Genomic DNA, 4777 nt, shown 5'->3' with positions numbered 1-4777 from the left:
GAGCCCGAGATAGAGATGGAGGGTTTGATCCTGGCTCAGGGTGAACGCTGGCGGCGTGCCTTACACATGCAAGTCGAGCGAAGCTGCTAACTGGAGTCCTTCGGGGTGAAGGTTAGTAGACTGAGCGGCGGACGGGTGAGTAACGCGTAGGTGACCTACCCTTCAGAGGGGGATAACTGTGGGAAACTGCAGCTAATACCCCATACGTTCGCTAGGGAGAGGTACTAGCGAAGAAAGGGGCGTAAAGCTCTGCTGAGGGATGGGCCTGCGTTCCATCAGGTAGTTGGTGAGGTAAAGGCTCACCAAGCCTACGACGGATAGCCGGTCTGAGAGGATGGCCGGCCACAAGGGCACTGAGACACGGGTCCTACTCCTACGGGAGGCAGCAGTGGGGGATATTGGACAATGGGCGGAAGCCTGATCCAGCGACGCCGCGTGCGGGAAGGAGCCCTTCGGGGTGTAAACCGCTGTGGTGGGAGACGAATAAGGTAAGGAGTGGAAAGTCTTACCGATGACGGTATCCCACTAGGAAGCCCCGGCTAACTACGTGCCAGCAGCCGCGGTAATACGTAGGGGGCGAGCGTTACCCGGATTTACTGGGCGTAAAGGGGGCGTAGGCGGTCGTGGAAGTCCGGTGTGAAAAGCCACGGCTCAACTGTGGAACTGCGCTGGAAACCACGCGACTTGAGGGCGGTAGAGGGAGACGGAACTGCTGGTGTAGGGGTGAAATCCGTAGATATCAGCAGGAACGCCGGTGGGGAAGCCGGTCTCCTGGGCCGTACCTGACGCTGAGGCCCGAAAGCTAGGGGAGCGAACCGGATTAGATACCCGGGTAGTCCTAGCCGTAAACGATGCCCACTAGGTGTGGGGGAGTGATTCCTCCGTGCTGAAGCGAACGCGATAAGTGGGCCGCCTGGGGAGTATGCCCGCAAGGGTGAAACTCAAAGGAATTGACGGGACCCCGCACAAGCGGTGGAGCGTGTGGTTTAATTGGACGCTAAGCCAAGAACCTTACCAGGGCTTGACATGCTGGTGGTACTGACCCGAAAGGGGAGGGACTCTCGCCGAGAGGTGAGGGAGCCGGCACAGGTGGTGCACGGTCGTCGTCAGCTCGTGCCGTGAGGTGTTGGGTTAAGTCCCGCAACGAGCGCAACCCCTGCCCTTAGTTGCCAGCGGTTAGGCCGGGGACTCTAAGGGGACTGCCGGCGACGAGCCGGAGGAAGGAGGGGATGACGTCAGATACTCGTGCCCCTTATGCTCTGGGCGACACACGCGCTACAATGGGTGGGACAGCGGGAGGCGAGCCAGTGATGGTGAGCGAAACCCTGAAACCCACTCGCAGTACGGATTGCAGGCTGAAACTCGCCTGCATGAAGTCGGAATCGCTAGTAATCGCGGATCAGCCACGCCGCGGTGAATACGTTCCCGGGGTTTGTACACACCGCCCGTCACGCCACCCGAGTTGGCAGCGCCCGAAGGTGGTTACTCCAACCTGAGAAGGAGGGGGGCTACTGAGGGCGAGGCTGGCGAGGGGGGCGAAGTCGTAACAAGGTAGGTGTACCGGAAGGTGCGCCTGGATCACCTCCTTTCTAAGGAGAGTAAGCGGAGCTGCTATCTATTTTTGAGTGGCATGGTCATTGAAAAATGCATAGGGGAAGTAGAGGTGAAGGTGATAAGGGCGCGCAGTGGATGCCTAGGCGGCAGGAGGCGAAGAAGGGCGTGGCAAGCTGCGAAAAGCCTGGGGGAGCTGCAAGCGAGCGTAGATCCCGGGATACCCGAATGGGGCAACCTGTGTAGCTGGTGAGGCTACACACCCGAGAGGGGGCGAACCGGGGGAAGTGAAACATCTCAGTACCCCGAGGAGGAGAAATCAAACGAGATTCCCTGAGTAGAGGCGATCGAAAGGGGAGGAGCCTAAACCGGCGAGGGATCGTCGGGGTAGTGGGACAAGTCCGGGCGTGAGCCGGGGAGTGAAAAATTCTTACTCTAGCCGAAAGGTCTGGGAAGGCCTACCGGAGAGGGTGAAAGTCCCGTAGGCGAAAGGGTAAGGACTCTCTGGGGCTTGATCCCGAGTACCACGGGGCACGAGGAATCCCGTGGGAATCAGGGGGGACCACCCTCCAAGGCTAAATACTCCCTGCCGACCGATAGAGGATCCAGTACCGTGAGGGAAAGGTGAAAAGCACCCCGGAAGGGGAGTGAAAGAGACCTGAAACTGCGTGCCTACAAGAAGTCGGAGCTCCGTATAGGGGTGACGGCGTGCCTTTTGATTAATGAGCCTGGGAGTTGTCGTACCTGGCGAGGTTAAGCCGGTAGAGGTGGAGCCGTAGCGAAAGCGAGTCTGAATAGGGCGAGGAGTCAGGTGCGGCAGGCCCGAAGCCGGGTGAGCTACCCATGGCCAGGGTGAAGGTAGGGTAAAACCTACTGGAGGCCCGGACCGGTGGATTGTGAGACATCCTCGGATGAGCTGTGGGTAGGAGTGAAAAGCTAACCGAACCTGGTGATAGCTGGTTCTCCCCGAAATGCATTTAGGTGCAGCCTCAAGAGGTCTGTGCAGGAGGTAGGGCGCTGATAGGGCTAGGGGGGTGACCTCCAACCCCTGTCAAACTACGAATGCCTGCACACAAATCTTGGGAGTGAGCCTGTGGGGGATAAGCTCCACAGACGAGAGGGGAACAACCCAGACCGACGGCTAAGGGCCCGGAGAGATGGCTAAGTGTGGAAGGAAGTTGTGCGTCCCAGACAACCGGGATGTTGGCTTAGAAGCAGCCATCATTAAAAGAGTGCGTAACAGCTCACCGGTCGAGACGCACAGCGCCGAAAATGTACCGGGGCTGAAGCCATCCCCCGAAGCCGCGGATCAGCGTATATGCTGGTGGTAGGGGAGCGTTCCGCGATAGGGAGAAGGTGGACTTGAGAGAGCCACTGGACGAGGCGGAAGAGAGAATCCAGGCATGAGTAAACGAGAGGAGAGTGAGAATCTCTCCCCCCGGAAGCCTAAGGGTACCTGGGGAAGGTTCGTCCGCCCAGGGTTAGTCGGGGCCTAAGGTGAACCCGAGAGGGGTAGCCGATGGGGAACCGGTTAATATTCCGGTACCACCTGCATACTGATAGGTAGCGGGGGGACGCAGGAGGGTAAGTTCCGAGGTCAAGTGGCAAGGCCTTCCAAGCGGTTAGGCGTAGAGGGCAGTAGGGAAATCCGCTGTCTGAGCTGAGCCGTGAAGGGGAGGACCGTATGGTCCGACGGGGCTGATCCCACACTGCCGAGAAAAGCCTCGCTAACTGGTATGCGGGTGCCCGTTCCGCAAACCGACACAGGTAGGCGGGCTGAGAAAGCTAAGGGGAGCGGGATAACCCTTGCCAAGGAACTCGGCAAATTGACCCCGTAACTTAGGGAGAAGGGGTGCCGCGGTAGGTTGAACCCAGGGGAAGGGGAGACCTGGAAACTGGGGGAGGCCGAGGCGGTTGCAGAGGCAAGGCCCTGGCGACTGTTTACCAAAAACACAGGTCTCTGCGAACTCGTAAGAGGAAGTATAGGGACTGACGCCTGCCCAGTGCCGGAAGGTTAAGGGGAGGGGTGAGAGCCCCGAACCGAAGCCCCGGTAAACGGCGGCCGTAACTATAACGGTCCTAAGGTAGCGAAATTCCTTGTCGGGTAAGTTCCGACCTGCATGAATGGCGTAACGACTGGGGCACTGTCTCGGCAGGGGGCCCGGTGAAATTTCAATCTGGGTGAAGATGCCCAGTACCCGCAGCTAGACGGAAAGACCCCGTGGAGCTTTACTGCAGCCTGGTATTGGGCTTTGGTGCACTGTGTACAGGATAGGTGGGAGGCGAAGAACCCGGCTCGCCAGGGTCGGGGGAGCCGCTGGTGGGATACCACCCTCGGTGTACTGGAGTTCTAACCTGCGTTTGTGAAGAGCAAGCGAGGGACAGTGCCAGGTGGGTAGTTTGACTGGGGCGGTCGCCTCCGAAAGGGTAACGGAGGCGCGCGAAGCTCGGCTCAGGTGGGTTGGAAATCCACCGTAGAGTGCAAGGGCATAAGCTGGGCTGACTGCGAGACCGACGGGTCGAGCAGAGGGGAAACCCGGTCCTAGTGACCCGGCGACTCCGAGTGGAAGGGTCGTCGATCAACGGACAAAAGTTACCCCGGGGATAACAGGCTAGTCTTGCCCGAGAGTTCACATCGACGGCAAGGATCGGCACCTCGATGTCGGCTCATCCCATCCTGGGGCTGAAGCAGGTCCCAAGGGTTAGGCTGTTCGCCTATTAAAGGGGTACGTGAGCTGGGTTCAGACCGTCGTGAGACAGGTCGGTCCCTATCTGCTGCGGGCGTAGGAGGTTTGAGGGGGCTCGCCCATTGTACGAGAGGACCTGGGTGAGGGAGCCACTGGTGTACCGGCTGTTCTGCCAAGGGCATACGCCGGGTAGCTACGCTCCTAAGTGATAACCGCTGAAAGCATCTAAGCGGGAAACACGCCCCAAGATGAGACCTCCCATCCTGTAAAAGGAGTAAGGCCGGTTCGAGAAGAGGACCTAGATAGGCTGGTGGTGGAAGCGCAGTAATGCGTGGAGCCAACCGGTACTAATCGGCCGAGGCCTTCACCTCTACGTGAACCCTATGCATTTTTGAGTGACCAAAGGTTTCCCGGGTGACGATACCAAGGCGGGAACCACCCGGTTCCATCCCGAACCCGGCCGTTAAGCCGCCTTGGGCCGATGGTAGTAAGGGGTACGCCCCTTGCGAGAGTAGGTATCGCCCGGGTTTATTTTTTTT

At 59.1% G+C, this 4777-nt stretch carries 3 rRNA genes; all 3 read left to right on the top strand.

The annotated features are described in order from the left end of the window. Positions 1–12: 12 nt before the first annotated feature. A 16S ribosomal RNA gene (locus XO08_RS09240) occupies positions 13–1589 on the top strand. 73 nt (positions 1590–1662) lie between these two features. Next, a 23S ribosomal RNA gene (locus tag XO08_RS09235) occupies positions 1663–4609 on the top strand. A 39-nt stretch (positions 4610–4648) separates the two neighbouring features. Then, positions 4649–4765, top strand: a 5S ribosomal RNA gene (gene rrf / locus XO08_RS09230). Together the 16S, 23S and 5S rRNA genes form the textbook arrangement of a ribosomal RNA operon. Positions 4766–4777: the final 12 nt, after the last annotated feature.

Origin of the sequence: Thermosipho sp. 1074 (assembly GCF_001999655.1) — a bacterium.
Lineage (GTDB): Bacteria > Thermotogota > Thermotogae > Thermotogales > Fervidobacteriaceae > Thermosipho > Thermosipho affectus.
The sequence above is the reverse complement of the archived record's forward strand: the minus strand, read 5'-3'. Positions and strand labels throughout refer to the sequence as shown.